The organism is Robbsia betulipollinis (genome assembly GCF_026624755.1).
Taxonomy (GTDB): Bacteria; Pseudomonadota; Gammaproteobacteria; order Burkholderiales; family Burkholderiaceae; genus Robbsia; species Robbsia betulipollinis.
The window spans coordinates 1-1,111 of sequence record NZ_JAPMXC010000034.1 but is presented as its reverse complement, the minus strand read 5'-3'; the positions used below and the strand labels follow the sequence as shown (position 1 = coordinate 1,111).

Genomic DNA, 1,111 nt, shown 5'->3' with positions numbered 1-1,111 from the left:
CAACACTGACGCTCATGCACGAAAGCGTGGGGAGCAAACAGGATTAGATACCCTGGTAGTCCACGCCCTAAACGATGTCAACTAGTTGTTGGGGATTCATTTCCTTAGTAACGTAGCTAACGCGTGAAGTTGACCGCCTGGGGAGTACGGTCGCAAGATTAAAACTCAAAGGAATTGACGGGGACCCGCACAAGCGGTGGATGATGTGGATTAATTCGATGCAACGCGAAAAACCTTACCTACCCTTGACATGTACGGAATCCCGCTGAGAGGTGGGAGTGCTCGAAAGAGAGCCGTAACACAGGTGCTGCATGGCTGTCGTCAGCTCGTGTCGTGAGATGTTGGGTTAAGTCCCGCAACGAGCGCAACCCTTGTCCTTAGTTGCTACCCGCAAGGGAGCACTCTAGGGAGACTGCCGGTGACAAACCGGAGGAAGGTGGGGATGACGTCAAGTCCTCATGGCCCAGCACCACGAACCGTGTCTTGCGCTCGACCAGCGTGCCCACACAGGAACGGTTGAACGCGCCCTTGATGAGGTCTCCCTCCCAATGCCCGGGCCACTTGCGCGTGGCGATGTCTTCTGGCCGATGAACGATGCGCAGCTCTTCGGGCACGAAGCTTTTGCGCGCGAGCGTGCGGCGCGCGTTGCCTCGTACGGGCCTCTCCTGGCGCAGCGCTTCAACCATGGCCTGCTTCAAGCCGCCACGTGGATGGGTATAAATCGCCGCGTAAATCGTTTCATGACTGACGCGCTCTTCGGGATCAGTGGGGTGCATGTCTCGAAGTCTGGCAGCAATTTGCTGGGGCGACCAGCGTCGATATACCAGTTGATGATGCACATGCCAGTACAGCGCACTACCAGCGGTCAATTTGCGTGGCCTTCGGCTTCGTTCACGCCGTGCGCGATACGCCTTTGCAGCGGCAGTGGCGTCATAACACCTGCGCGTCTCAGTCCGGTTACGCGCGAGTTCTCGGCTGATGCTAGACGCGTTGCGTCCCAGCAGCCTCGCTATCGACCGGATGCTCGCGTTTTTACCGCTTTCGATCATGATTGCCGCGCGCTCTTCCGCGCTCAGATGAAAATATCTTTTTTCCATCCCAACACCCTATA

The 1,111-nt window shown here is 57.1% G+C and carries 1 rRNA gene and 1 pseudogene; one reads left to right on the top strand and one right to left on the bottom strand.

Features of this window, described 5'->3' with window-relative positions:
• A 16S ribosomal RNA gene (locus OVY01_RS22945) occupies positions 1-656 on the top strand; the annotation flags it as partial.
• Positions 657-968: 312 nt separating this feature from the next.
• Here the strand turns inward: OVY01_RS22945 and OVY01_RS23400 are convergent.
• A pseudogene (locus OVY01_RS23400) lies at positions 969-1,097 on the bottom strand (helix-turn-helix domain-containing protein); the annotation flags it as partial.
• Between the last annotated feature and the right edge of the window lie 14 nt (positions 1,098-1,111).